Consider the following 25931-nt stretch of genomic DNA (forward strand, 5'->3'; position numbering starts at 1 on the left):
GCCATACATCGCCGGCACCCCCCTCCTTGCCCGCGAGGCCCTGGCCACCGCCGCCACCCACGCCATCAACGGCACCGCCCCAGCCCCAGTCGGCCCGCACCCGGCGCCCGCCGCCGTGCTGGCCCTGCCGCTGCACGCCCACGACCAGACGCTGGGGGCCCTGGTACTGGTCCGGCACACGGGCGGCTATTCCGAGGTCGAACACAAGTATCTGGAGAACCTCGCCCACCGCCTGGCCCTGGCCTACGACAACGCCACCCGGTACCACAACGAGCGCCGCCTCGCCCTGACCCTGCAGCGCGCCCTGCTGCCCCACCGCCTGCCCCAGGTGCCCGGAGTGCGCCTGGCCACCCACTACCGGGCGAGCAACCGCGGCGCTGAGGTCGGCGGCGACTGGTACGACGTTCTCGCCCTGCCCGACGGCGCCGTGGGGCTGGCCATCGGCGACGTCATGGGACACGACGTGGAAGCCGCCACTCTGATGGGCCAACTCCGCTCCGTCCTGCACAGCCTCGCGCTGGAGGGCGCCGGCCCGGCCCAGGTACTGGCCAGGCTGGACGTCTACCTGCAGTCGCTCGCCACCGACCGCTTCGCCACCTGCCTGTACGCGGTGTATGACCCCCACCGCCACCGTCTGCGCTACGCCGCAAGCGGGCACCTGCCGCCCCTGCTGGTAGCCGCCGCCACCGCCTACCTGGAACTGCCCCCGGCGCTGCCGCTGGGACTGGGCAGCACCCCGGTCGACCGTGAGGTGGCGTTCCCGCCCGGCACCAGCCTGCTGCTGTACACCGACGGCCTGGTGGAGAACCGGGCGCTGTCCCTGGACGACGGCCTGGCGGCCCTGCGCCAGACCTGCGACGCGCTGCCCGCCGCCGCCCGCCCCGACCCCCAGCAGATCACCGAACGGGCCCTGGGACTGCTGAACACCCCCGACCGGGTCGACGACGACGCCGCCCTGCTCGTAGCCACCGCCGAACCATCGCGTCGAACCGGCGACCCGCAGACCGACAGAAGTGCCGTACAACCGACCGCTACTGCTCGTAATCATTGCTGAGGAAGCTGCGGATTTGCTAATTCACTGCTATCGAACTGTCTTCATTGCTAATGGAGTCGCGGATCCTGGAGTGAAGAACCCCGAATCGTTGGCGGCCGCGAGAACCTCCACCAGTGGCACGGTCTCCGGATCCAGGCCGCCGTGATGCCCGTTGGGGTGCCAGACGAGGTGTCCGGCCAACTCCGCCTCGCCCGCCCGCTGGCCGCGGACCTCCGCCACCCCTGGGAGAGGCCGGCCGAGCCCGGTCAGCTCACCCCTGCCCGCGTCCGCCGCGGGTTCAGGAACCTCCGCCCACATCTCGTCGGCCCGGCCCGTGCGCCGAAACCCAACCGGCCCGGCCCCGGACGCCCGCTCGGCTCGAAGAATCAGCGCCCTGCCATCCGCTACGACGTGGGCAAGACGACCTGACGCCCCGGCACCATCGCCGAACGTGACCAGGTCAGACCATGAAGAACAAGCTCAGCCGGCGAGCAGGGCGTGCACCCACTGGTCTTCGCGTTGCTCGATGTATTCGGCGTCGTTTCGCCAGGCGTCACCGTGGCCTTCAGCCCACAGCCTTGCCCAGGGTTGGACACCTTGGGCTGTCTGGTCTCGCAGGAAGTCGTGCATGGAACGCGTACGGCGCCCCAGCAGAGGGACCAACCGACGACGTTCGGACTCATCGAGACCGTACGCGTCGGCGAAGACTCGCAGTCGTTCCGCCGCGTCCGAGCGCTGCCAGTCTGGATGTGCGGACAGCGGGATGAACCCGTGAATGGCGTATGCGACATCCCACAGGAGGGAGCCGGGACCTGCTGCGTCCCAGTCGATGAGGGCCCACCGCGTCTCGTCTGCGACCACGAGGTTCCAGGGGGCCAAGTCGTTATGGGTGATGATGTCGCTGCCCTCGGGAGGGATCAGCGTCTGCCAGTGCGCGTCCGACGGCGGCGTGAAGTCCCGCACGGCATCGTGGAAGTCCCGGATGAGACGTGCAACGCGAGCCAGTCGTCGAGCGGGTTCCATCAGCGAGAACCGGTCGGGCCAGACGACATGTCCCGGCATGAAAGTCAGGACCTCACGCCCTTGATCGTCAATGCCGAGTGGGCGAGGCGCCGCGCTGAATCCCACCTCGTGCAGGTGGGCAAGCAGGGCATGCACGGAGGGAGTCCACGGTCCGGCCGGACGGCGAACGGTATCTCCGACGCGAACCACACCATTACTGACGTTGCCGCCAGGCAACGGCTGTTCATCATCGTGCTGCATCGCACCAGTGTGTCGGACCAGCTCGCCATGATCACCCCATTAACAGGGGAACGTCAGAGTGCGGACAGAGGTTAAGGAACAAGCTCAGAAGCTGTTTCAGATCCGGTGATCTGTGACGTTCTGTGACTGATGGGCTGTAGTGCGGCTTAATGAACCGCGGCCGGGTTATGAGGAAGACGAGTACGGCGGCGGCTGGTTGGGTTCGGCTTGTTCGGGCGATGCTGGTCCGGCCCCGCAACGGCAACACTGGGCGCATGGATGTGGTCAGCAGCGCCGAGGTGGCGGCGGGCGAGCAGTTCGCCTTCTGGCGCGAGGTGAACTCGAAGCTCTGGGTGCCCTACGAGCTACGCTGTGACCCGCAGGTGGAGAGCGGATTCCGGGCTCAGGTCGGCATCAGCGACTTCGGCCCCGTGCAGACGACGCTGATGACCACGATGCCGCACGCGGTCCACCGCACCCCCAAGCTCATCCGCCAGGCCGATCCCGAAGTGTTCAAGTTGGGCTGCATCGTGCGCGGTGGCGGCATGATGACGCAAGACGGTCGGCGCGCGGATCTGGGAGCCGGGGACCTGGTGCTGTTCGACACCTCGCGCCCCTACCTCGCCGAACATGCGCCGCATATTCCTGAATTCCAGATGCTGCTCCTGCGCTTCCCGCGCTCGCTGCTGCCGTTGCCTGCCCGGGACCTGCGGCGCCTGAGCGCCGTACGCATCCCGGGCGAGAAGGGCATCGGCGCGCTGTCGTCACAGTTCCTGCTGCAGCTCGCCCAGCGCATGCACGAACTCGGCCCCTCCGACACCGCCCGGCTGTCCACTCTGACCCTCGACGTGCTGACCACGGCACTCGCCGACGCGTTGGACACCCAGCACACGGTGCCGGCCCACACCAGACGGCGCGCGCTGATGGCCCAGATCCACGCCTTCATCCGGGACAACCTGGGCGACCCGCACCTGACCCCGGACGCGATCGCCGCTGCCCACCACATCTCCCTGCGCTACCTGCACAAGCTGTTCCAGCAGGACGGGCACACCGTCGTCGGCTGGATCCGCGAGCGCCGCCTGGAGCAGTGCCGGCGCGACCTTGCCAACCCCCGGCTGGCCACCCGCCCGATCCACGCGATCGCCGCCCGGTGGGGGTTCACCAGCCCCGCGCACTTCAGCCAGACCTTCCGCAGCGCCCATGGCCTATCGCCCCGCCAATACCGCCGGCAGTCCGCAACAGTGCACGCAGACTAAAGACCTGTGCGCTCACCCGTAAGGACAGGTCCCGGCCACAGCGCGCACTCTCATTCAAGGAACGAACGGCAAGTCCCACCACGCCTGTCAGCTCACCCTCCTCGGCAGTTTGGTGGACAGGCCGTTCGGCGCTTAATGCACAGCTTCAATCCATGGCGGCGGTGCGGGGCACCGCTGGACGGGGGCGCTCGTGGCGACCGGACGGTCGCAGAACAGGTGAGCCCCTGCCTTTACGCGGCCGTGAGAGCCGAGACGAAGGGGAAACCGTGCGCAAGAAGCCAAGAGTGGGCCTGGTGAGGATCATCCTCACCTCGACGATGATGGTGCTCGCCACGGTCGCCGGCACCGGCGGGGCGGGTGCCGCCGGCGATGGCCGCGCAGCGTTCGTTGCGGAGGCCCGCGCGGCAGGGCTGAGCACCGCGCAAGCCGACGGCCTGCAGGACGCGGTGGATGCCTACCTGGTCAAGCTGGGTGGAAAGGGCACCCAGGCGTCACCCAACCAGATCGACCTCAACGGCGCAGTCCTGAACATCCCGGTGCCGGGGGAAGACCAGCCCCGTCAGCTGGGTGAGGCGACCGTGAACGGGGTCAGTGCTACCGAGTGTGTGGGCGGAACACCCTACGGGTGGTTCTGCGCGTATTCAGCGTCAGGCTTTGGCGGCGCCAACATCGGCATGTACGTGTGCGGCGAATACGGCATCCCGCTCTCGTGGGACGACACCTCCGGCTCGTGGCGCAACAACCAGACCACAGGCACTCGCCCCCTGCTGACCTTCGATGACGGGACGCTCTGGCGGATGCCCCCTGCCTTCAGTTCGGTTCGCGAGTTCGTGAAATGGGGCCCGGTTCAGAAGATACGCAACTGCTGACGAGTCATACGGCCTTCCCGATTCGCGTAGCTGACCAGCTCCGATCCGGAGGAACGCGCCATCCGGACGAAGCCGTGCACTGATGTTCTCCAGCTCCTGGAGGACGCCGAAGAGGCAGTCGACTCCGCTGAGCCGGACGTCCTCGTCGCCCTGGTCACCGCGGTCGACGGGCTCGCGAGACAGCTGCGGGACCGAGTCCTGGACCAGGTCGTGGCGTCCATTCCGGCCCCGGACCAGTGGCCGCCGTGACAGGCCCTGAGATCGTCAGGCGTCTATGTGCAATTCCCCATGCTGACCAAGCTACGGCGCCCAGGCTACTCAGAATCCGGGATCGCAAACAGGCACTCACCGCCGCCCCGCGTACACCACGTTCTCGCGGATAACGCGTCGACCTGATGTCCGCTCTGGACGGTCCGCCCGAGAAGCATGCGCCAGCCGCGGCGAGGACGTCGACCAGGCGGACTTGCCGGCACCGACGTCCCACACGAGGAAGAAGACACCGTCCGCGTCCGAGCCAGGGCAAGGTACTCCGCCAGAGCCCTGCCCATGTACGCCTGCGCCCCGTCGGTGAAGTCGGCGTCCGGGCTGGTGGCCAGGCAGGCGTGTGTGAGGTCAGCGACCCAGTCCGCGACCTCGTTACGCCGCTCCAGCGTGTCCAGAGCCTCGCGCAGCCTCAGCCGCTCGTCTCCTTCGGCAGCCCGACGCGCCTCGTCCAGGGCGCTGATGGGGCTCCTTGAAAATTCACGGAACTGCGGTCAGAACCACTTTCAAAAAGCGCCATCAGTGGTGGTCAAGCCCAGCGAAGCACGGGTTCTGGCAGGCCCAGACCGTCCTCGACCCGTTCGCGGACGACGACCGCCCGATCATGACGTACGGGCCCTGACCCGCGGAGCCGAGCAGCCCGTCGGCCTGCCCGCGAAACGCCGGGCCGGCCGACGGACCCCGACCCAGGGCCGGATCCGGCACGTCCAGGGCAGGTGCCCGGGGTCAGGCGCGGCGCCTGAGCTGGTAGTGGTCTCCGGCGACATCGGCCTGCAGAACGTCCCAGCTGATCTCGGCGAACTTGGCGGTCTTGCCCGCGACCGGCGAGGCCAGGAACTTCGCAGTGAGCGCAGCCTTACCGATCCTCGCCTTGATCTCCCTGATCGTGCCCTCGATGACGTCGCCGACCGCGATCGGGCTGGAACTGGGCAACGTCGACTTGCCCGAGAGGGTGGGCGGGGCGTTCAGGCACTTCTGCTGGAACTCCGCGTACTGCTCGGTGCTGAGGAGTGCCGAGAGGATCTCCTCCAGTTTCGCCTTGCCCGGGTCCACGCAGAAACTGGCGAAGTAGCCCAGGCCCCTCTGCAGGCACCATTCGCGGGCGACCTGGTCGCCGTGGATCCGGCGCAGCGTGTCCAGCTCGTGCGAGAACACCAAGCCGTTCTCGGCCGGTCCGTGCAGGACGTGGCCGTACTCGTGCCAGAGCACACCGTGCAGCTGGATGCCGCCGGCCCGCACGGTGTGCTCCTTGATGAGGATCGTGTTCAGCATGATCCGCGCCATGATCGCGTCCCCGTCGATACCCAGTTTCTGTGCGGCCGATTCGACGCCGCCCCGGTACGACTCGACCTGCATCTCGGATGTCATCGTGAGCGCTTCGTTGCTGCCGGACATGTTGACGCTGCTCGAGAGCACCACGATCTCGGTGGCGCCACCGATCAGGGCCAGGGCCTCACGCGCGGCCCAATCGAGATCCGGATAGAACGAATTCACCTTCGTAAACGGATTGGTTAATCTCTCCGCAGAGCTCTCAGCCACCGGACACTCCCCCTTGTTCGGTCCTGCGCGCTTCCCCGCTCCGGTAACTCCGGTGCGCGGGGAAGGCGTCGAGGGATTGACTGTCCCAGACCGGGCGGGAGGAAGCTAGCAATCCGGCCATGGCCGCATAAAACAACCGCCGGGGATCTCTCGGTGGACGTGCGCTCCGCACTCGTGCGGTGGACGCCGGGGACAGGAGTGACCACGAGGACGGAGGCACTGGATTTCATCACTGCCATGCCTCGCCGTCAGCGCTTGCCCTGTCATGACCCAACAGCAATTCCAAGCTCTGCCTACTGGCCTACGCGATGGCCATGGTGCTGCGCATGGCCGCAACCGCGGAGGCACCCGGCGGGCAACGGGGCAGCCCCGGCCGAACCCTGGCTCATTCGTGATCCTTCACGGAACTGCGGTCAGAGCCATTTTCAAGAATCCCCATCAGCGCGGGCGATGCAGGCGGGAACCGATCCGGAGGAAGCTGGCCTGCCGCTCCCGGTCGAGCCGGGCCGACGACTCCGCGTACGGCATGTCGGGGTGGTAGTCCATCAGCCCCCGGCCCTTCTGGGTCCAGTCGTCGCTCGGGCGTCCGGGACGAACGCCCGTTGCCGCCACGGCAGTTCATGGAGTCTGGCGAGTTCGTCAGGCTGGGAGCCTTCGGTGTCAGCACAGTCGGCTCGTACTCCAGTGTGACTTCGCGATCTTGTAGGGAATCCTGGTCGGGAACGGGTACGGCCACCGCGTGATCATCGGGGGTTGTGTGGACTCCTTTCGCCTGACCAGGCCAGCAAGGCGATCACAGGACGAGCATGAGCTTGCCGCCGGGTCGGCGGGACTGGCTGAGCCTGGCCGCTTCCTGGATCTGGTCGAGCGTGTAGGTGCGGGCGACCGATACGGCCAGGACGCCTTCGCCGGCCAGCCGGGCGAACTCGCCCATCAGGTCGTAGCGGATCTCGGTGGTGATCCGGGCCCCCAGTTCGGCCGCGGCGGCGAAGTCCGAGACGGTGAGGACGCGGTCGGGATCACCGGTCAGCTCGATCAGGGTCGGCAGTGAGCCGCCGGCCGGGCTGGCCTGGTCGGCTCGGTCGATCCGGCCGCCGGTCGGGGCCGTGTCCAGGGCGCGGTCGACGCGGCCTCCGGCCAGTGCGGTAACGCGTTCGGCCATACCGTCGCCGTAGCCGGTCACCTGGGCGCCGATCTCTCCCAGGGCAGCGGCCCGGGTCGGCCCGGCGGTGGCGATCACCCGAATACCCCGGTGCAGCGCCAAGCGCACCGCCGCCTCGCCCACCGTGGTGCCCGCGCCGTGGACGAGCAGCAGCTCACCCGGCTGGACGCCGAGGTCGTCGAGCGCGCGCCACGCCGTCTCGGCCGCCATCGGCAGCGCGGCGGCCTGCTCGACGGTGACGCCCTCGGGGATGCGCGCCCAGGCCGCCATCAGCGAAAACTCGGCGGCGCCGGCCGTCGGGCCGTCGAAGGTGGCCGGGCCGAACACGGGGTCGCCGATCTCGAGGCCGAGCCCGCGCGGCAGCGGCGGCATCCGGTCGGCGAAGAGTCCGTCGACGACCACCCAGTCAGCCGGGGTCAGGCCGCACGCCCGCACGGCGATTCGGATCTGTCCGGGTCCCGGCTCCGGCTTCGGGACGTCGCGGAGCACGATCACCTCTGGGGATCCGAATCGGTCGAACTGAAGAGCCTTCATGACTATCTCCTGTGCGATGACAGCATCTGTTGTCATAGATCGCAGCGCGACAACAGCATCTGCTGTCATACTCTGAGGCGTATGCCGAGATGGGAGTCCGACGCACAGGGTCGGCTCGAGCGCGCGGCGCTCGAGCTGTTTGAGACGCAGGGGTACGAGCGCACCTCGGTCGCGCAGATCGCGCGCACCGCCGGTCTGACCGAGCGCTCCTTCTACCGTTACTTCCCCGACAAGCGGGAAGTCCTCTTCGCCGGCCACGAGCTCGAGGCCCACCTCGTGGGACAGGTCGAGGCGGCCGACCCGGGCCTCAGGCCACTCGAGGCGCTGCTGACCGCGCTGAGGACCGCCGACGAGGTCTTTCGCTCGCGCGAGTTCCTGCTGCGCCGCGTCAGGGTGATCGCCGCCAGCCCGGCACTGGCCGAGCGCGATTTGATCAAGCTCGCCGACATCGCCGAGGCGCTGGTGCCGGCGCTCGGGCGCCGCGGCGTCCAGCCCGACAAGGCGCGCTTCATCATCGACGTGGCGATGGCGGTCTCCCGGCGCGCCACGTCCCGCTGGCTGGCCGACCCGGACGCAGCCTTCTCCGAGCTCGTCGCCCAGGCCGCCGCCGAGCTGTGCGAAGTGGTCGCGCCGCCAGCTCCGACGGTCCGCTGAGTCGGCCGCAAAGAGGAGCAGCGCCCACCGGGCCGACCGCGACCCGCCCACGACAGAGCTCGCCCACTGGCGCAATGCGGGATCCTGGCTCACCTCGACCAATGCGGCAACGTCCTCCGTGCGCCAGGGGCGAAGAACGAGAGCGGGAGAGGCCGACCTCGCGGCCACCTGAAGTACGACGGGGGCATTCATGAACCGATCATGTGCGGCGGCGTTTTCACCCGACGCCAGCCGCGTCCGGCCCATGCCGCCTTGCGACCGCCCCGTCAATGCTGTGTCCGGACGCGCAGAGCCTGGACGGACCAGTCGAACACTGGAGCCAGACTCTCCGGGGCCGGCCAGCCGTTGACCACTGCGAGCAGTTGGAGGTATCGCTCCCTGCGGGGGTCGTTCACGCTCTCCAGCCGAGTCGCCAGCCGGCGGCGAAGCTCGACGTCGTCGGGGCGGCCGAGGAGGTGCGCGTAGTGCGCCGTGAACGCCGCGACGATCGGATCGGCCTGGGGCGAGGCCGGGTCGATGCCGGCGGTCAGGGCCGGGCTGGCCTGGTCACGGACGGCTGCGGCAATGTCGCGGCGCGGGCCCATCGTGTCGCTTCGGGTCTGCTCGGCTGCCTGGTCCTCGGCCATCCGCCGCACGACGGCGCGGAAATCCGGGTCCAGGGACATTTCGGCCAGCTCCACCCACGCCTGGACCTGCTCTGCCTCCGGGTTGTCGGGCAGCTCGGGGGTCATCGAGCGCATGACCCCCGCGAACGCGGGGGCGGCGTCAAGACCGCCGAAGACGGCGTCGAGGAAATCGCCGATCAGACGTCGGCGTTCGTCCTCGGAGAGCTGGGCCAGTCGGTGCATGAGTTCCGTCTCCTCAGGTGTGGACCCGCGCTCGGCCACCGCCGTCAGCACCGCGCGCCGCAGGCGCAGGACGCGGATCTGCACTGCCAGTGCTTCGGCGTGCGCCGCGGCGACCTCGGGAAGCGAGAGCTCGCGGTCCACGACCTTGCGGATCGTGGGAAGGTCCAGTCCCAGCTCGCGCAGGGTCCGCACGAGGTCCAGGCGTGCGACGGCGTCGATGTTGTAGAGGCGGTAGCCGGCCGGGCTACGGTCCATCGGCGCCACGATTCCGCGATCGGAGTAGAACCGAATGGTCTTGACCGTGAGACCGGTCCGCCGAGCGAGCTCGCCGATCGAGTAGAGCGTGTCGCCGTCCATGCCCCCACCTTTGTGTCTCCCCCTACTGGAGACTCAAGTCCCTTCGCCTGCCAGCAGCCAACCACTCCTCATCCACAAGTCTTGACAATTTCTCCCCAGCGGCCGCGGGTTGGAGGTGCGGCCACTGGGAGCTTCGGTGTCGCCCAGGCGCACGGGGAGGGCACTGGGCGAGTTCTTGGGGTGGGTCAGGTCGTGGGCTGGTTGGTGTCTGCAGGGGGCAGGCTGTCGAGGCGTTCGTACAGCGTGCGCAGGAGACGCGCCCGGTTCTGCGCCGACGGGAGGGTGGGGCGCGGCGGGACCGACAGGCTCCGGCCGGCTTCCCCGAGCACGGTTTCGGTGAGGATGCGTTCCGGGCTGTCGTCGGGAAGTCTCAGGCACCGGAGTCGGACGTCGTCCGCGACGACCCTCGCGTGACCGGTCAGTTCGAGGGCGATCTGCTCGCAGTCCAACGGCCGGAGGGTGGACTCCTGCGTGGGCGGGTTCAATACGGTGGCGGCGAGTTGGAGGTGGAGGCGCCGGTCCAGCGGCATGGAGGCGTCGAGCAGCTGCTCGGGGTCGTCCGTGACCTGGCCGGGGGACGGCGGCGTGCTGGTCATGTTGTCACCGGCTCGTGGAAGGAGGGGGCGAGGTCCTGCAAGCGGTCAGCGAGCCGTGCGGGGTCGACGAGCACCAGGCCCTCGCGTGGGGTGCCGACCCAGTCCGCGACTTGGCTGCCGTCGTCGACGGTGCACGGCATGAGCACCTGGTGGCCGCGACCGAGGATGCGGACGCCGGGGATGCCCGCAAGTGTTCGCCGGATCCGGGCGGCACGATGACGTACAACTGGTCGCGCAACTGGTCGGCGACGACGCGGTAGCCGCGCCGGGTGCCGATCCGCATCGCGACGAGCGCGTCTACGTGCGAGGCACCAGCAACACGCGGCCCGCACGCTCCGGAGAAGTCCTCGCCCTCGTCGAGCGCGTCCGCGGGGGCGTCCCGGACGACGCCGACGTCGAGAAGACCGTCGAACCAGTGCTGCGGCCGCACGATCCGTTCCTGCCGAGCTTCGACTACTCGACTCTCCGACCCCTCCCACGGGGGTATCCCGTGACCTGGAGCAACCACGGCGAGGACGCTGAAGTTGTGCTCACTCCGGAGTCGTTCCGCCCGAACGTATCCTGGACGAGCGACCAAGACGACTACGTGATCATCGCGAGGGATCCCCAGGCCAGTTCGGTGGAGGTCTCGTGGGAACTCACCGAGGACGGCAACGACGCCGTGACCAGTGGTGAGCTCCGGGTACCCACCGAGCCCCTCGTCGACGCGGCCGACCTATTCAAGTCGGTCTTCCTCAGCAAGGACTAGCAAGCTCCCAGGAACCGCCGCCCGGCCTCAGAAGACTGGCGCGGCAGATTAGGCCGCGAACTCCCTGGATGACCCCTCGCTCGCTGGCGCGATGTCGCCGGGGTTTGTTCTTTCCAGGGCGTGCCCGGGTGTCCGTGTCCCGGACCTGAACGAGATAAGCGAGAGCGTCGCGACGTGCTGGGCGTTGCGGGTCGCCGCGATGACGAGCGGCACACAGCCCAGCAGCACGAGGCCGAGGCGGGCAGTCGCGAGCCAGAGCAACTTGCGTCAGCTGGACCGTGTACCGACCACTACGCAATCAGCATGAACCAGCAAGCGCCCCGCCAGGCCGAAGCCTGACGGGGCGCTTGTGCGAGACTCTGGTGCGACGGCCGTTGGCAGCGGGTCAGCGACCAGATCCTCCGACATCCGAGCCGATCAGCTCATCAACCGACAAGTTGGCGAAGCACGTACTGCATGATGCCGCCGTTGCGGTAGTAGTCCGCCTCGCCGGGGGTGTCGATGCGGACGACCGCGTCGAACTCGACGCCCGTGTCGGTGGTGACCTTGACCGTGCGGGGCGTGCGGCCCTCGTTCAGCTCGGTGACGCCGGTGAAGGAGAAGGTCTCCTCGCCGGTCAGGCCGAGGGACTCGGCCGAGGTGCCCTCCGGGAACTGGAGCGGGAGGACGCCCATGCCGATGAGGTTCGAGCGGTGAATGCGCTCGTACGACTCGGCGATGACCGCCTTGACGCCCAGCAGCGCGGTGCCCTTCGCGGCCCAGTCACGGGACGAGCCGGAGCCGTACTCCTTGCCGGCCAGGACGACCAGCGGGATGCCCTGCTCGATGTAGTTCCGCGAGGCGTCGTAGATGAACGACACCGGGGCGTCATCCTGCGTGAAGTCGCGGGTGTAGCCGCCCTCCGTACCCGGCGCGATCTGGTTGCGCAGGCGGATGTTGGCGAACGTGCCGCGGATCATGACCTCGTGGTTGCCTCGGCGGGAACCGTACGAGTTGAAGTCGCGGCGCTCGACGCCGTGCCCGGTGAGGTACTGGCCCGCCGGGGTGTCGGCCTTGATGGCGCCGGCCGGGGAGATGTGGTCGGTGGTGACCGAGTCGCCCAGCTTGGCGAGGACGCGGGCGCCGGTGAAGTCGGTGACCGGCGTGGTCTCCATCGTCATGCCCTCGAAGTACGGGGGCTTGCGGACGTACGTCGACTGCGGGTCCCACTCGAAGGTGTTGCCGGTCGGGATCGGCAGCGCCTGCCACTGGGCGTCGCCCGCGAAGACGTCGGAGTAGGACTTGTTGAACATGTCCTCGCCGATGGCGTTCGCCACGACGTCGTTGACCTCGGCCTCGGACGGCCAGATGTCCTCCAGGTATACGGGCTTGCCGTCCTGGTCGGTGCCCAGCGCGTCCTTGGTGATGTTCACCTTCATGGAGCCCGCGATGGCGTACGCGACGACCAGCGGCGGGGACGCCAGGTAGTTCATCTTGACGTCGGGGTTGATGCGGCCCTCGAAGTTGCGGTTGCCGGAGAGGACCGAAGTCACCGCGAGGTCATGGTCGTAGACGGCCTTGGAGACCTCCTCCGGCAGCGGGCCGGAGTTGCCGATGCAGGTCGTGCAGCCGTAACCGACCAGGTTGAAACCGACCTTGTCGAGGTACGGGGTCAGGCCCGCCTTGTCGAAGTAGTCGGTGACGACCTTGGAGCCCGGGGCGAGGGTGGTCTTGACCCACGGCTTGCGGGTCAGGCCCTTCTCCACGGCCTTCTTCGCGACCAGCGCCGCGGCGACCATGACGTACGGGTTCGAGGTGTTGGTGCAGGAGGTGATGGCCGCGACCGTCACGGCACCGTGGTCGATCTCGTAGGTCGAGCCGTCGGGGGCGGTGACGGGGACCGGGTTGGACGGGGCGCCGTTCGGGGCGACGGCCGGGGCGTCGGAGGCCGGGAAGGACTCCTGGCCCGCCTCGTCCACGGTGTCGACGTAGTTGCGTACGTCCGCCTTGAACTGCTCGGCGGCGTTCGCGAGGACGATGCGGTCCTGCGGGCGCTTCGGGCCGGCGATGGAGGGGACGACCGTGGAGAGGTCCAGCTCCAGCTTCTCGGAGAAGTCGGGCTCGGCGGCCGGGTCGAGCCAGAGGCCCTGCTCCTTGGCGTACGCCTCGACGAGCGCGAGCTGCTGGGGCGAACGGCCGGTCAGCTTCAGGTACTTGATGGTCTCGCCGTCGATCGGGAAGATCGCGGCGGTGGAGCCGAACTCCGGCGACATGTTGCCGATGGTGGCGCGGTTGGCGAGCGAGGTCGCGGAGACGCCCTCGCCGTAGAACTCGACGAACTTGCCGACGACACCGTGCTTGCGGAGCATCTCGGTGATGGTCAGCACGAGGTCGGTGGCGGTGGTGCCGGGCTTGAGCTCACCGGTCAGCTTGAAGCCGACGACACGCGGGATGAGCATCGAGACGGGCTGGCCGAGCATCGCGGCCTCGGCCTCGATACCGCCGACGCCCCAGCCAAGCACACCGAGGCCGTTGACCATGGTGGTGTGCGAGTCGGTGCCGACGAGGGTGTCGGGGTACGCCTGGCCGTTCCGCACCATGACGGTACGGGCCAGGTGCTCGATGTTGACCTGGTGGACGATGCCGGTGCCGGGCGGGACGACCTTGAAGTCGTCGAAGGCGGTCTGGCCCCAGCGCAGGAACTGGTAGCGCTCACGGTTGCGGCCGTACTCCAGCTCGACGTTCTGCGCGAAGGCCTCGTTGGTGCCGAACTTGTCGGCGATGACGGAGTGGTCGATGACCAGCTCGGCCGGGGAGAGCGGGTTGACCTTCGCGGGGTCGCCGCCGAGCTCCTTGACGGCCTCACGCATGGTGGCGAGGTCCACGACGCAGGGCACGCCGGTGAAGTCCTGCATGATCACACGGGCGGGGGTGAACTGGATCTCCTGGCTCGGCTGGGCCTGTGAGTCCCAGTTGCCGAGGGCCCGGATGTGGTCGGCGGTGATGTTCGCGCCGTCCTCGGTCCGGAGCAGGTTCTCCAGCAGCACCTTCAGGCTGTACGGAAGGCGAGCCGAGCCTTCCACCTTGTCCAGCCGGAAGATCTCGTACGACTCGTCGCCCACGTTCAGTGTGGCGCGGGCGTCGAAGCTGTTCGCCGACACGACAGTCTCCTTCATTCATGTGCGCGTACCACCGCATCCTGCCGCCACGCCGGTTGGCCGATCAGCTAAGGTAAGGCTAAGTTAGGTAACCCTTACCGGTCTGGCGGCTGCGGTACGCCTCGGCAGATATCTCGATGTCGAGATAACTCTAGTACATGACCGCTGCTCGGTCATGCTCGGAGGCTGTCTGTCCTGTCTCAGCCATGCCTGGGCCGGCAGCTGAGCAACAGCCCACCTGTGGTTTTCCCCAGGAAAAAACCTGACGATGGCAGGCTGTCCGGGATCTGCCGCCCGACGCAGCCTTGACGCATGCATGTATTGGACAGATCACATCGATTGCATCGGTTACTGCTGCTCCTGATTGCGCTGACGCTCGGGGCCGGCACGCTGACGGTCACCGCCCGGTCGGCGCACGCGAGCGCGATGACCACCACCGATCCGGCACGCGAACTGGCGCGCGTCGCGGAGCCCCTGCGCTCCACGGAGCCCGGCGCCCCCGTCGGCGATCTGCGCCCGCTCGGCCGCATGATCGGCTCGGCGAAGATCGTCGGGCTGGGTGAGGCCACGCACAGCTCCCGGCAGTTCTTCACGACGAAGCACCGGGCCTTCCGGTACCTCGTCGAGGAGAAGGGCTTCACCACCTTCGCGCTGGAGGCGCCCTGGTCCACCGGCCTGGTCCTCAACGACTATGTGTTGTACGGGAAGGGCGACCCGAAGAAGATCATGCGGGAGGAGTTCCAGAGCTCGTACCGGATATGGAACACCCGCGAGTATCTCGATCTGCTGAAGTGGATGCGCCTCCACAACGTCCGCCACCCCGACCACCCCGTGCAGTTCATGGGTGAGGACAACGGCTACGTGGGACCTGAGCCCTTCGACGAAGTCACGGACTACGTGTCCGCGCACCACCCGGAGCTGCTGCCGGAGTTCCGCCGCTCCTACCGCGGGTTCCGGCCGACGGGAAGCGTGGAGGAGACCGTCAACAAGAACCTGTCCAAGCCCCTCGCCGAGCGCAAGCGGACGGCCGCGGCCGTGCTGCGCGCCTACGAGCTGCTTCAGGAGCAGGGGCCGGACGGGGACCGGAAGGCGTACGAGTGGGCCCTCCAGCACGCCAGGGCCATCTCCCAGACCGCCACCCTCTACTCGTACTACGACTTCGACGACCCCAAGAAGATCGCGCAGGCCATGCTCTACCGCGACCGGATCATGGCGGAGAACACCGTGTGGTGGCAGCGGCACACCGGTCACCGGATGCTGCTGTCGGCCCACAACGGCCATGTCTCCTACGAGTCCGACAACCCTGAGCAGTATCCGAAGACCCAGGGGGAGTTCATACGCGAGATGGTCGGGGCCGAGTACGTGAACATCGGCTTCACCTTCGGGCAGGGCTCCTTCAACGCGCTGGATCTGACGGACCCGGAGGAGCCCTACCGGCGCTTCTCCGTGAAGCCGCTGGGTGCGGGCAGCAATGAGGAAGTGCTGGAGCGAGTTGCGCGCCGGGACTACTTCTTCGATCTGCGGACCGTGCCCGAGCCGGCGCGAGACTGGCTGATGGCGATGCGGCCGACCCGCTCCATCGGGAACTCATGGCCGGAGGACCCCTACGAAACCTCGCTCGGGCGCCGGTTCGACGTGCTGATACACCTTCATCGCGTCACGGCCGCGGATCTCCTGCCGACGACCCGGGACTGAGCGCTCCGCGCGAAGTGCAGTACGAGCAGTACGAAAGGTGCGGGCCGTCCCTGGCTGGTCGCGCAGTGCCCCGCGCCCCTAACGGGGCGCGGCACAACAGGCGTCACCGGCGCCGGAGCTGACCGTCGTCGGCTGACGGGCTGTTCCAGCCGGAGACGAACCATCGGACTGCGCCGGTCGCCGGGTCGTACGACCGACGGTTGAGGGTGCCGATGTTGCCTCCGTAGACATGGATGCCGACGGTGGGTACGTCGCCGCAGGCGGCGACAGCGTGGACGTCGTCGTCGGTCGTACAGCACACGGTGACCTGCCCGCGCTCCCACACGTGCTCACCCGCCGGCGTCAGGGGACTGCCCGACTCGGCCGCCGTGGGTTTGACATAGCGGAACTCGCGTTCGGCTCCCGAGTAGATTCCGACGACGCCCCATGTCCCGTGTTCGTGCACAGGTGTGCGTTGACCTACGTTCCAGACGACGGACGCCAATGACCAGCTGTCGTCGGGAGCGATGTAGAGCGGGTACGTGACATGGTGCTCGTCCGACGTTCGCGTGAACTCCGGCGGGAGCCGGTAGTCGCCGGCCAGCAGAGCGGACAACCGCTCGCCGACCCGCTTCGTGATCTCGTACTCGTCGTCGGTGTTGCCGACCATGAGTCCCACATCGTCGACAAAGGTCTGCAGGCCGCCCTCAGGTTTCATGGTGATCTCCTCCGAGAGTTCGGTGGTACGTCACCGTGCGGTCAGCACGCGATAGGTCACGTGCGTGACCGTGCTGGCTGCCCGAGACTCCGTCTGCTCGAGATTCAGCGGCGGGACGCCGTCGAAGAGCCGCGTGCCGCTGCCGAGCGTCAACGGCACGATGTGCAACCGCAGTTCGTCGATCAGGCCGGCGGCGAGGTACTCGTTGATCGTGGTAGCGCCGCCGTGAATCGACACGTTGCCGTCCCCGGCCGCTTCGCGTGCCTGTCGAAACGCGGATTCGATTCCGTCGGTGACGAAGTGGAATGTGGTGCCGCCATCCATCGGCTGCGGGTCGCGCGGGTAGTGGGTGAGCACGAAGACCGGAGTGTGGTAGGGCGGATTGTCGCCCCACCAGCCCTTCCACTCCCGGTCCCACTCGCCACGGACGGGGCCGAACATGTTGCGCCCCATGATGAAGGCGCCGTACTCCTCCGGCCGGGGGATCTCGGCCTGGTTCTCCTCGGCGGTTTCGAACATCCAGGCGTGCAGCCTGTCGCCCCAGCCGTCTCCGCCGTCGTCGCCGAACGGGCGCTTCTCGCTTTGATTGAGCCCGGCCGAGTAGCCATCGGCGGAGATCGTCAAGTCGCTGATCACTTTGCCCACTGCTCTCTCCTTTACGCCTTTACGCCATTGCGCCATTACGGGTGCGCTGCCTGCCTTGGTCTCAGCATGGTTCAGAAGAGTCATGACGTCTAATGCCAATTTCGGGCAACTCGCATTGATATGGTTAATCAATGCTCAGCCTCGTCCATCTCAAGGTTCTGGCCGCAGTCGCGCGACACGGGTCGGTGACCGAAGCGGCGAAGGAGCTGCACTACTCCCAGCCGTCGGTCAGCCATCACCTGTCGCGCCTGGAAGCAGCCACCGACGCCAAGCTCGTGCAACGGGTCGGCCGTGGGATCCGGCTGACCCCGGAGGGGCAACTGCTGGCCAACCGGGCCACCGAGATCCTGGGACGAGTCGACGCCGCGGCAAGCGAACTCGCGGCACAGGTCGGTTTGCAGGCAGGGCGGGTTCGCCTGGCCGCCAACGCCTCGGCGCTGAGCACGATCGTGCCGAAGGCGGCCACCGCGTTGGCCCGGGCGCACCCAGGACTCGAGTTGAGCCTGATGGACCTTCACCCGGTCGAAGCGCTGCAGGCGCTGCGACACGGCGACATCGACGTCGCGCTCATCTTCCAGCACGCCGATGCCCCGGTCGAGGACGAAGGCTTCCGACTGGTCCACATAGCCGACGACTCGATCTACCTGGTGAGCCGGCAACCCGACGACAGCATCGCGAACCATCGCCACTCCGCCTGGATCGGCGGCTGCCAACGGTGCCAGGAGGAGCTGACCTACGTGTGCCGGCAAGCGGGCTTCACCCCGCGCATCGGCTCCGTCAGCGACGACATGGTCGTCGTCCAGGCCCTCGTCGCCGCCGGCGCCGGCGTCACCACCCTGCCCGGCCTCGCGCTGCAGGCCCACCGGCGACCCGACGTCCACACCACCGAACTCACCGGCTTCCGCCGCCAGCTCTACGTCGCCACCTACGGCGAACCTCCAGACCCACCCGCCACCACCGCACTCATCCGAGCCATCCACGACTCCGCCCGATGACAGCAGCGCTTGCAGTAACAGCAGCGCTTCCAGCGGAGAAACCATGCCGCTCCGGCGCACGGTCGGCGTGCGGTCCGGCATCCGGGGTACCCGCTCGCGGAAGAAAGGAGGCAGCAATGCCCCTCACGTTCCGCAAGAGTTTCCGGATCCTGCCGGGAGTGCGGCTGAACATCAACCGGCGCTCCTGGTCCATCACCACCGGCGGCAGGCACGGACCACGGCGCACACACAGCAGCACCGGGCGCCGGACGACTTCGATGGACCTGCCAGGACCCTTCGGGTGGCGCAGGACGCGCACCGCCAACAGGCGTCGCCGCGGCACCATGCTCGCCGGGCGCCGTCGAGGCACCATGCCCACCGGGCGTCCTTGGGGACGCGCCTGAGGGGCCGTCACTCCAATGGACCCCCCAGGAGGTGGCATCTCATATCCGAGATAGCCTGCCGCCATGGGAGACGACTACCTCGTACGCATCGGAAAGCTCATCCGTGACGCCCGTCAGCACCGGGGCTGGACACAGACGCAACTGGCCGCGGCGCTCGGCACCAGTCAGAGCGCCGTGAACCGCATCGAGCGGGGAAACCAGAACATCAGCCTTGAGATGATCGCCCGAATCGGTGAAGCCCTGGACAGTGAGATCGTGTCACTGGGGTACGCGGGTCCGATGCATCTGCGCGTCGTCGGCGGCCGCCGGCTCTCCGGGTCCATCGATGTGAAGACCAGTAAGAACGCGTGCGTGGCGCTGCTGTGCGCCACGCTCCTGAACAAGGGGCGGACGGTGCTGCGCCGGGTCGCCCGCATCGAGGAGGTGTACCGCCTTCTGGAGGTGCTGGGCTCCATCGGCGTACGCACGCGGTGGATCAACGAAGGGGTGGATCTGGAGATCGTGCCCCCGGCGGACCTCGACCTGGACGCCATCGACGCGTACGCGGCCCGCCGTACGCGATCGATCATCATGTTCCTCGGCCCGCTGCTGCACCGTATGGACCACTTCAAGCTGCCGTACGCGGGCGGTTGCGACCTCGGTACGCGGACGATCGAGCCGCACATGATCGCGCTGCGCCGCTTCGGGCTCGACATCACCGCCACCGAGGGGCTCTACCACGCCCAGGTGGACCGGTCCGTCTCCCCCGGCCGGCCGATCGTGCTGACCGAGCGCGGCGACACGGTGACCGAGAACGCGCTGCTCGCCGCCGCGCGCCACGACGGCGTGACCGTCATCCGCAACGCCTCGTCCAACTACATGGTCCAGGACCTGTGTTTCTTCCTGGAGGCCTTGGGCGTACGCGTCGAAGGCATCGGGACCACGACGCTCACCGTGCACGGTGTCCCCACCATCGATGTGGACGTGGACTATTCACCCTCGGAGGACCCGGTCGAGGCGATGAGCCTGCTGGCCGCCGCCCTCGTCACCGAGTCGGAGCTGACGGTGCGTCGGGTGCCGATCGAGTTCCTGGAGATCGAGCTGGCGGTCCTGGAGGAGATGGGCCTCGATCACGACCGTACGCCGGAGTACTTCGCGGACAACGGCCGTACGCGGCTGGTCGATCTGAAGGTCCGGCCCTCCAAGCTGGAGGCGCCGATCGACAAGATCCACCCGATGCCGTTCCCGGGCCTGAACATCGACAACGTGCCCTTCTTCGCGGCCATCGCGGCCTCCGCGCAGGGCAAGACCCTCATCCACGACTGGGTCTACGACAACCGCGCGATCTACCTGACGGATCTGAACCGGCTCGGCGGACGGCTCCAACTCCTCGACCCCCACCGGGTGTTGGTCGAGGGCCCGACCCGCTGGCGGGCCGCCGAGATGATGTGCCCGCCCGCGCTGCGGCCCGCCGTGGTCGTCCTGCTGGCGATGATGGCGGCGGAGGGCACGTCGGTGCTGCGGAACGTGTACGTCATCAACCGCGGGTACGAGGATCTGGCCGAGCGGCTCAACTCGGTGGGGGCGCAGATCGAGATCTTCCGGGACATCTGAACGGCGGATGCCGCCGCGTCCCGGAACGGCCGGCCGTTACGAACGCCCTGTGATCCGCCGTATCTCCCCGGCGAACCCTCGTACGGTCGGCTCCGCCAGCAGGGCCATCAGCGGGATCTCCGCGGCCAGCCGCTCCTTGAGACTCGTGACGGTCTCTACGACCTTGAAGGAGTTTCCGCCCAGGTCGAAGAAGTCGTCGTCGGGTCCCACGGAGGCCAGCCCGAGCGTCTCGCACCAGACGGCCGCCACCAGCTCCTCGACGGCGGCGACGCCGGCGTCCGGTGCGGGTGCCGGGCGCGGCGGTGCCGTGCGGGCTGCCCGGGACTCCAGCAGCAGGCGGTCCACCTTGCCGTTCGGTGTGAGCGGGAGGGCGTCCAGGGGCTCGATCGTCGCCGGGACCATGTAGGGGGGAAGCCAGGTGCGCAGGGTCTCGCGGACCGAGGCCACCAGACCGGCCGCCGGTGCGGATTCCTCCTTCGGCACCACGAAGGCGGCCAGTGCCTTCCCCACCCCCGTGCCGTGCGCCACGACGACGGCCTGACGCACCTCCGGGCAGCGCCGGGCCGTCGACTCGATCTCGCCGAGCTCGATGCGGACGCCGCGGATCTTCACCTGCCGGTCGACCCGGCCGAGGAATTCCAGCGCTCCGCCGGGCCGGGCCCGTACGAGATCACCGGAGCGGTAGAGCCGCCGGCCCGGCGCCGCCGGGGGCGACTGGAGGAAGCGTTCCGCGGTCAGTTCGGGCCGGTTGAGATAGCCCAGGGCCAGCCCCGCGCCACCGATGTACAGCTCGCCGGGTTCGCCCTCGGGCACGGGACGGCCGTCCTCGCCGAGGACCCACAGTTCCGTGTCCGGGATGGCCGAGCCGATGAGCACGGTGTCGAGGCCGGGATCGCGCGGGCACACCCAGGCGGTGCAGTGGATCGTGCACTCGCTGGGGCCGTACAGGTTGGTGAGGGAGGCCGTGGAGCGGGCGTGGAAGCGGTGGACCAGATCGGGGGCGAGGGGCTCGCCGCCGGTCAGGACCTGGCGCAGACCGTCGTAGCGCTCGGCCTCGTCGCGGGCCAGCAGGAACAGTTCGAGCAGGGAGACCCCGAAGTAGATCGTCGTGACGCGGTGGTCGCGGATCAGGGCCGCCAGGTGGTCGGCGTCGCGCTGCCGGCGCGGGGCGGCGATCACCATCGTGGCGCCGGTCAGCAGCGGCCAGTAGATCTCCGCGAGATGCATGTCGAAGGTGCACGTCGTGTGGTGGACGAGCCGGTCGTCCCCGTCCATGGGGTGCGTGGTCTGCAGCGCGTTCATGCGGGAGACCAGGGCTCGATGGCTGATCAGCGACGCCTTGGGGCGGCCGGTGGATCCGGAGGTGAACACCAGCGCCACGGGGTCGTCGGGGGACCCGCCCGCCGGTGCCGTCGCCGCCTGCCCCGTGCGGTACTCCTCTCCCGTGCGGTACTCCTCGTCCGTCAGGACCGGGACGGCACAGTCGTCGAGCCGGTTGCGCAGTGTCCTGCTCGTCAGCACCGCGCGCGGCGCGCAGTCCTCGAGCATGCCGAGCGTGCGGGCCGGCGGATCGTCCACGTCGAACGCGGCGTGCGCGGCGCCCGCGCAGGCCACGCCCAGGATCGCGGCCACGAACTCGGCCGACCGCTCGTGGTAGACCGCCACCCGGTCTCCGGGCCCGACACCGCGGGCGCGCAGCGCGGCCGCGACCCTCAGCACCCGCTCCCGCAACTCCCCGGCGGTCACCACCGTGCCGTCGTCGCCGGAGACCAGCGCGGTCCTGCCGGGGTCCCGTTCCCAGCGTTCCAGCAGCAGCGTGTCGATCCGGTGCGCGGTGCCCGTCGTCGCACCCGCCGTACCCGTCATGCCCGTCATGCCCGTCATGCGAGGTCCCAGTGGTCGAGGTTGTCCGCCATCGCCGCCGCGAGCGCCGCCGGCTCGTCCGCGAGCAGCAGATGGCCGCCCGGCAGCCACACCGTGCGCGTGCGCGCGCCGAACAGGGACCAGCCGTCGGTCCGCTCCTCGGGGCACAGCTCGTCCTCGTCGCCGAACAGGGCCAGCAGCGGGACACCCGGGTCGAAGGGTTCGCAGACATAGTCCTCGACGGCCCTGATGTCCGCCACGATCGCCGGCAGCAGCAGGCCGAGCATCTCCTCGTTCGCGGCGAGCGAGGCCGGTACGCCGCCGAAGTCCCGCAGGATGTCCAGGACTTCGGCACGGTCGCCGGTGGCATCGGCGTCGCGCAGCAGGCGGCGGCCGGGGTCCGGTTTCTCGTTCACCGCCCACTGCGCCACCACGGCGAGGCCCGCGACGCCGGCGGGACCCGAACGCCGCAGCGCCTCCAGCGCGATCACCGCGCCCGAGCACACGCCGACCACGACCAGGGGAGCCGAGCCCGGCAGGCCCCGGATCGTGGCGGCGACGTCCGCGGCGAGACCGTCGAGGCCGGGGACGGTCTCCCGGATCCGCGACTCGCGGCCGGGCAGCCGGGCCGTCGCCACCAGCCAGTCGTCCGGGGCGTGCGCGGCGAACGGCTGTCCGCTTGCCGCGCCCGCCCCGGCGTGCGGCACGATCAGCACCCGCAGCACGGCCCGCTCCGGGTCGGCGCCTGCCAGGGTCACGTTCCTCGAGGACACTTTCCGCCTTTCTGTCGTGGGCGGGTCTCAGCCCGCCGAGACGAACTCCGTCAGTGCCCGCGTCAGATACCCGGGGTCGTCCGCCCCGCACAGTTCGCGCGACGAGTGCATGGACAGGCCGGGCACGCCGACGTCGACCGTCGTGACCCCCAGCCGGGCCGCGGTGATCGGCCCGATCGACGTGCCGCAGGGCATGGCGTTGTTGGACACGAACCGCTGCCAGGGCACCTCGGCACGCTCCGCGGCGGCGGCGAACGCGGCGTAGCCGGTGCCGTCGGTGGCGTACCGCTGGTTGACGTTGACCTTGACCACCGGGCCGCCGTTGGGCAGCGGATGGTTGTCCGGGTCGTGCCGCTCGCTGTAGTTGGGGTGCACCGCGTGCGACATGTCGGCGGAGACGCAGACCGTGCCCGCCAGGGCGCGCGCCCAGTCCTCGGCGCCGCCGCCCCGCGCGGCCACCACCCGGCCCAGTACGCGCTCCAGGAGCGGGCCCTGCGCCCCGGTCTCGGAGCCGGAGCCGACCTCCTCGTGATCGAACGCGGCGAGGACCGGGATCCGCTCGGCGACCGACGGCCAGGACTGCGCGGCGGCGGCGAGCGTGGCGGCGCCCGCGTGCACGGAGACGAGGTTGTCCAGCCGCGCCGAGACCAGGAACTCCCGCTCGGCGCCCAGCAGTCCGGCCTTCTGCACGTCGTGCAGCATCAGGTCCCAGCCGAGCACGTCGGCCGCGTCGAGCCCGGCATCAGCCGCGATCCGCCGCAGCAGCGCGCCCCGCTCCGGCCGGCCAAGGGACCAGACGGGCTGGACTTGCCGCTGCCGGTCGAGGGACAGTCCCTCGTTCACCGTGCGGTCGAGGTGGATGGCCAACTGCGGGACCCGCAGCAGGGGTTCGTCGATCTTGACCAGTTTCGCCGTGCCGTCGCGCAGCGTGAGCCGGCCGGAGACGCCGAGGTCGCGGTCGAGCCAGGTGTTCAGCGGGACCCCGCCGTAGATCTCCACGGCGACCTGGCGCCAGCCGGCCGAGCCGGTGTCCGGGGTCGGCTTCACGCGCAGGTTGGGGGAGTCGGTGTGCGCGCCGATGATCCGGAACGGCGTGTGCGCGGGCACCCCCTCGGGGACGTACCAGGCGAGCAGCGCGCCGCCCCTGACGACGAACCGGCCGCCGCTGTGACCGGTCCACTCCTCGGTCTCCAGCAGCTCCTCGAAGCCGGCCTTCTCCAGGCGCTGCACGGCCTGCGCCACCGCGTGGTAGGGCGAGGAGGCCGCGTCGAGGAAGGCGAGGAGGTCCTCGGTGTGCGTGGGATCCGTGGCCTTTGTCATTCGGTCATGCCTCTCCGGAGGGGGTGAGGGCGAGCAGTTCGGCGACGGGGCGGCCGGGGCTGTCGCACAGGTCGTCGAGGACGGACAGGTAGGAGTCGAGGATCCGCTCCGCCGACTTCCTGTCCCACAGGTCCGCCGAGTATTCGACGTACGTCCGGTAACCCAGCGCCGGATCGCGGCGCTGCGTCAGGCCGAACGTCAGCTCCGAGCGCGCCGCCGGCGGTGCCACGTCGTCGACCTCCACCCGCAGCCCGGGGATCTCGATGTCGACGTCGTCGGTGTTCTGGAAGGCCAGCAGGCAGGACACCACCTCGGGTACTTCGCGCGCGCCCGCGTCCCGCAGCGCCCGCCACACCTCGGCGGTCGGCAGGACGTTCGCCATGGCGGCCAGTGTCTCGGCGCCGGTGCGCGCGACCAGCTCGGCGCAGGTCTCCTCGGCCAGGACCCGCACGCGCACCGGGACGTTCGTGGAGACCAGCGACACCAGCGACTCGGTGTCGCTGCCGTCCCGGTTGGCGTACGGAACGCCCAGCAGCAGGTCCCGCTGTCCGGAGAGCCGGGCGAGCAGGACGCCGAGCGCGGCGGCGACCACCGCGAACGGTGTCACCCGGTGCGCTGCCGCGAACCTCTCCACCTTTGCCCGGAGTCCGGCCGGCGCGTGGCCGCGGACGGTGTCGCCGTCGCCGCTGAGCCGCTCGGTCCTGGGCCGGTCCGTGGGCACCTCCAGGCGGGTGGGTACGCCGTCCAGGTAGCCGACGAAATGCGCGGCCCGTCGGGCCCGGTCGGCCGTGCCCCGGCGTTCGAGCTGGCGGCGGGCGTGGTCCGCGGGCTGGGCCGAGGGTGCGGGCAGGGTGTGCGGGGTGCCGGCCGCGGCGGCGGTGTAGAGGGCGGCCAGCTCTTCGAGGAGCACGCCGTGGGACCAGCCGTCGGTGCAGATGTGGTGCAGCACGAACATCAGCACCCACTCGTCCTGCGCGACCCGCAGCAGCCGCAGCCGCGGGAGTGTCGGGCGCGTGAGGTCGAAGGGCTCGTCGGCCGCCGCCCGGCAGGCCTTGTCCGCCCGTTCGGCGGCCCGTTCGGCGGGAAGCCGGCTGTAGTCGTCGACGCGCAGGGGCGGCAGGGCGACGTCCACGACCTCCTGCCACCAGGTGCCCCCGCCGTCCTGGACGTAACGGGTACGCAGGGTGTGGTGCCGCTCCACCAGCCGGGTCAGGGCCGCACGCAGGGCGTCCGTATCGACGGGGCCGGTGAGGCGGATGCGGGTCGGGACGTTGTAGACCTGCGGCCGGGCCAGGGTGGGCTGGACGGCCAGCATCCGGGCCTGCTGGTCGGTGACGGGGGCGCGGTCGACGACGTCCTCGACCGACGAGGGAGCCGGGTCACCCTTCAGCGACCGGGCCAGCGCGCCGAGCGTCGGCTCGGCGAAGAAGTCCGCCAGCGAGAACTCGACGCCGAGGGCGTCCCGGACGCGGTTGTGCAGCCGTATCGCCGAGATCGAACTCCCGCCCAGGTCGAAGAAGTTGGCGTCGTCGGGGAGGTCGTGGGTACCGAGGACGGAGGCCCAGAGGGAGCGGAGGGTGTCCCGGGCGTCTCGGGCGTCCCCGGGATCCCGAGCGTCCCGGGGATCCTGGGGGTTCCGGTTATCCCGGAGGCCCCGATTGCCTTGGGTGCCCCGGGCGCTCAGGGCGCCTTGGATGCCCCGGGGGTCCCGGGGGTCCCGGGGGTCCCGGG

The 25931-nt window shown here is 69.3% G+C and carries 22 protein-coding genes and 2 pseudogenes; 10 read left to right on the plus strand and 14 right to left on the minus strand.

Annotated features, from left to right (window positions below):
* Together G5C60_RS53320 and G5C60_RS34360 are read left to right on the plus strand one after the other, a co-directional pair.
* Positions 1-1054: PP2C family protein-serine/threonine phosphatase (locus G5C60_RS53320; protein WP_165265114.1), on the plus strand; the 1054-nt coding region annotated here is incomplete at its 5' end.
* Positions 1055-1231: 177 nt separating this feature from the next.
* Positions 1232-1462, plus strand: a pseudogene (locus G5C60_RS34360) (NF041680 family putative transposase); the annotation flags it as partial.
* Between the two features lie 51 nt (positions 1463-1513).
* On the opposite strand, the gene G5C60_RS34365 reads toward G5C60_RS34360, so the two are convergent.
* On the minus strand, positions 1514-2296 hold the full coding sequence (locus G5C60_RS34365; protein WP_165265116.1) for a phosphotransferase enzyme family protein: 783 nt from the start codon (positions 2294-2296) through the stop codon (positions 1514-1516).
* Between the two features lie 254 nt (positions 2297-2550).
* Between G5C60_RS34365 and G5C60_RS34370 the strand changes: the two genes are divergently transcribed.
* A complete protein-coding gene (locus tag G5C60_RS34370) occupies positions 2551-3531 on the plus strand; it encodes an AraC-like ligand-binding domain-containing protein (protein ID WP_165265118.1) in 981 nt (326 codons plus the stop codon).
* Positions 3532-3797: 266 nt separating this feature from the next.
* Positions 3798-4400 (plus strand): hypothetical protein, encoded by a 603-nt coding sequence (locus G5C60_RS34375; RefSeq protein ID WP_165265120.1) that lies wholly within the window; start codon positions 3798-3800, stop codon positions 4398-4400.
* A gap of 987 nt (positions 4401-5387) precedes the next feature.
* Here the strand turns inward: G5C60_RS34375 and G5C60_RS34380 are convergent.
* The 3 genes from G5C60_RS34380 to G5C60_RS34390 form a co-directional block, all read right to left on the minus strand.
* Positions 5388-6155 (minus strand): hypothetical protein, encoded by a 768-nt coding sequence (locus G5C60_RS34380; protein WP_165265122.1) that lies wholly within the window; start codon positions 6153-6155, stop codon positions 5388-5390.
* A 483-nt stretch (positions 6156-6638) separates the two neighbouring features.
* The gene (locus tag G5C60_RS34385; protein ID WP_165265124.1) at positions 6639-6812 is read right to left on the minus strand and encodes a hypothetical protein; all 174 of its coding nucleotides are present in this window, start codon (positions 6810-6812) and stop codon (positions 6639-6641) included.
* Between the two features lie 181 nt (positions 6813-6993).
* On the minus strand, positions 6994-7896 hold the full coding sequence (locus tag G5C60_RS34390) for an NADP-dependent oxidoreductase (RefSeq protein ID WP_165265126.1): 903 nt from the start codon (positions 7894-7896) through the stop codon (positions 6994-6996).
* Positions 7897-7977: 81 nt separating this feature from the next.
* On the opposite strand from G5C60_RS34390, the gene G5C60_RS34395 reads away from it, so the two are divergent.
* A complete protein-coding gene (locus G5C60_RS34395; RefSeq protein ID WP_165265128.1) occupies positions 7978-8550 on the plus strand; it encodes a TetR/AcrR family transcriptional regulator in 573 nt (190 codons plus the stop codon).
* 266 nt (positions 8551-8816) lie between these two features.
* Here G5C60_RS34395 and G5C60_RS34400 read toward each other — a convergent pair whose 3' ends face one another.
* The 3 genes from G5C60_RS34400 to G5C60_RS34410 form a co-directional block, all read right to left on the minus strand.
* Positions 8817-9755: a MerR family transcriptional regulator gene (locus tag G5C60_RS34400; protein WP_165265130.1), complete on the minus strand. Its 939-nt coding sequence runs from the start codon at positions 9753-9755 to the stop codon at positions 8817-8819.
* 185 nt (positions 9756-9940) lie between these two features.
* Positions 9941-10351: a DUF6415 family natural product biosynthesis protein gene (locus tag G5C60_RS34405; protein WP_165265132.1), complete on the minus strand. Its 411-nt coding sequence runs from the start codon at positions 10349-10351 to the stop codon at positions 9941-9943.
* Complete coding sequence (locus G5C60_RS34410; RefSeq protein WP_165265134.1) at positions 10348-10491, minus strand: hypothetical protein; 144 nt, start codon at positions 10489-10491, stop codon at positions 10348-10350. The genes G5C60_RS34405 and G5C60_RS34410 overlap by 4 nt, the downstream gene beginning before the upstream one ends.
* A 50-nt stretch (positions 10492-10541) precedes the next feature.
* On the opposite strand from G5C60_RS34410, the gene G5C60_RS34415 reads away from it, so the two are divergent.
* Positions 10542-11099 (plus strand): hypothetical protein, encoded by a 558-nt coding sequence (locus G5C60_RS34415; RefSeq protein WP_206440339.1) that lies wholly within the window; start codon positions 10542-10544, stop codon positions 11097-11099.
* A 425-nt stretch (positions 11100-11524) separates the two neighbouring features.
* On the opposite strand, the gene acnA is transcribed toward G5C60_RS34415, so the two are convergent.
* Positions 11525-14239, minus strand: coding sequence for an aconitate hydratase AcnA (gene acnA, locus G5C60_RS34420; RefSeq protein WP_165265136.1), 2715 nt, complete (start codon positions 14237-14239; stop codon positions 11525-11527).
* 309 nt (positions 14240-14548) lie between these two features.
* Between acnA and G5C60_RS34425 the strand changes: the two genes are divergently transcribed.
* The gene (locus G5C60_RS34425; RefSeq protein ID WP_165265138.1) at positions 14549-15931 is read left to right on the plus strand and encodes an erythromycin esterase family protein; all 1383 of its coding nucleotides are present in this window, start codon (positions 14549-14551) and stop codon (positions 15929-15931) included.
* A gap of 103 nt (positions 15932-16034) precedes the next feature.
* Here G5C60_RS34425 and G5C60_RS34430 read toward each other — a convergent pair whose 3' ends face one another.
* Together G5C60_RS34430 and G5C60_RS34435 are read right to left on the minus strand one after the other, a co-directional pair.
* Complete coding sequence (locus G5C60_RS34430; RefSeq protein ID WP_165265140.1) at positions 16035-16628, minus strand: cysteine dioxygenase family protein; 594 nt, start codon at positions 16626-16628, stop codon at positions 16035-16037.
* Between the two features lie 30 nt (positions 16629-16658).
* Positions 16659-17273 (minus strand): dihydrofolate reductase family protein, encoded by a 615-nt coding sequence (locus G5C60_RS34435; RefSeq protein WP_420907437.1) that lies wholly within the window; start codon positions 17271-17273, stop codon positions 16659-16661.
* A 131-nt stretch (positions 17274-17404) separates the two neighbouring features.
* On the opposite strand from G5C60_RS34435, the gene G5C60_RS34440 reads away from it, so the two are divergent.
* From G5C60_RS34440 to G5C60_RS34450, 3 genes and pseudogenes are all read left to right on the plus strand, one after another.
* Positions 17405-18268, plus strand: a complete 864-nt coding sequence (locus tag G5C60_RS34440) for a LysR family transcriptional regulator (RefSeq protein WP_165265142.1) — start codon at positions 17405-17407, stop codon at positions 18266-18268.
* A gap of 116 nt (positions 18269-18384) precedes the next feature.
* Positions 18385-18579, plus strand: a pseudogene (locus G5C60_RS34445) (DUF4236 domain-containing protein); the annotation flags it as partial.
* 135 nt (positions 18580-18714) lie between these two features.
* The gene (locus G5C60_RS34450; protein WP_165265144.1) at positions 18715-20244 is read left to right on the plus strand and encodes a helix-turn-helix domain-containing protein; all 1530 of its coding nucleotides are present in this window, start codon (positions 18715-18717) and stop codon (positions 20242-20244) included.
* A gap of 36 nt (positions 20245-20280) precedes the next feature.
* Here the strand turns inward: G5C60_RS34450 and G5C60_RS34455 are convergent, their stop codons facing one another.
* The 4 genes from G5C60_RS34455 to G5C60_RS34470 all read right to left on the minus strand — a co-directional run.
* On the minus strand, positions 20281-22128 hold the full coding sequence (locus G5C60_RS34455) for a non-ribosomal peptide synthetase (protein WP_165265146.1): 1848 nt from the start codon (positions 22126-22128) through the stop codon (positions 20281-20283).
* The gene (locus G5C60_RS34460) at positions 22125-22865 is read right to left on the minus strand and encodes an alpha/beta fold hydrolase (protein WP_165265148.1); all 741 of its coding nucleotides are present in this window, start codon (positions 22863-22865) and stop codon (positions 22125-22127) included. The genes G5C60_RS34455 and G5C60_RS34460 overlap by 4 nt, the downstream gene beginning before the upstream one ends.
* A gap of 42 nt (positions 22866-22907) precedes the next feature.
* Complete coding sequence (locus G5C60_RS34465; RefSeq protein WP_165265150.1) at positions 22908-24200, minus strand: M18 family aminopeptidase; 1293 nt, start codon at positions 24198-24200, stop codon at positions 22908-22910.
* Positions 24201-24204: 4 nt separating this feature from the next.
* Positions 24205-25931, minus strand: a 1727-nt coding sequence (locus tag G5C60_RS34470; protein ID WP_241267291.1) for a condensation domain-containing protein, incomplete at its 5' end; no start/stop codon positions are given.

Source organism: Streptomyces scabichelini (assembly GCF_011045015.1).
GTDB classification, from domain to species: Bacteria; Actinomycetota; Actinomycetes; order Streptomycetales; family Streptomycetaceae; genus Streptomyces; species Streptomyces scabichelini.